At 78.9% G+C, this 644-nt stretch carries 1 pseudogene; it reads right to left on the bottom strand.

The window, feature by feature from the left end:
• Positions 1-581 (bottom strand): annotated as a pseudogene (locus SACPADRAFT_RS32525) (AMP-binding protein); the annotation flags it as partial.
• Between the last annotated feature and the right edge of the window lie 63 nt (positions 582-644).

Raw genomic sequence — 644 nt, 5'->3', positions numbered from 1 at the left:
CCGGAGTCGATGATGCCGAGGTGCCGCCACGGCGGGGTGTGCGTCTCCTCGGGCGGGAAGTCACCGGTGCCGGGGCCCGGGTCGCGCCGTTCCCCGGTCACCGCGGCGGCGGTGGCCTCGTCGGTGACGAGGTGGGTGGCGCCGAACCGGCCGAGTTCGCCCAGTACCCGGCGCGGGGTCGCCGGGGACGGGTCGAGCAGGCAGGTGCCCCCGGCCAGCGCGGTGGCCAGGGCGGTGCCCAGGCCCACCACGTCACTGGGCGGCCGGGTGCACAGCACGACGTCGTCGGCCCGGATATCCAGGGCCTCCGCCGTCGCGGTCGCGTGCCGGGTGAGGGCGGACTCGCGGTGGGCGGCCAGCCGCGGCCCGAACGCCACCGCGGGTTCGTCCCCGGTGACCTCGGGCATCGGCATGCCCGCCGTGGCGGCGCTGGGCAGCCAGGCGCCCGCGCCCACGTCGTAGGACGACGGGTCCACGGGCGGTCGGCCGAACGGCCCGGACACCACAGCCACGGTCGGGGCGGGCGCCCCGGTGCGTTCCAGGGCCTCGCGCAGCACCGCGGGCAGCGTCGTCGCCGGCACGGACGCCCCGGACGGTGCCGACGCCTCCGATGTGCCCGACGCCCCGGGTGCGGGGTCGCCGTG

It is taken from the genome of Saccharomonospora iraqiensis subsp. paurometabolica YIM 90007 (genome assembly GCF_000231035.2).
GTDB lineage: Bacteria > Actinomycetota > Actinomycetes > Mycobacteriales > Pseudonocardiaceae > Saccharomonospora > Saccharomonospora paurometabolica.
This window is presented reverse-complemented; position numbering and strand designations above follow the sequence as displayed.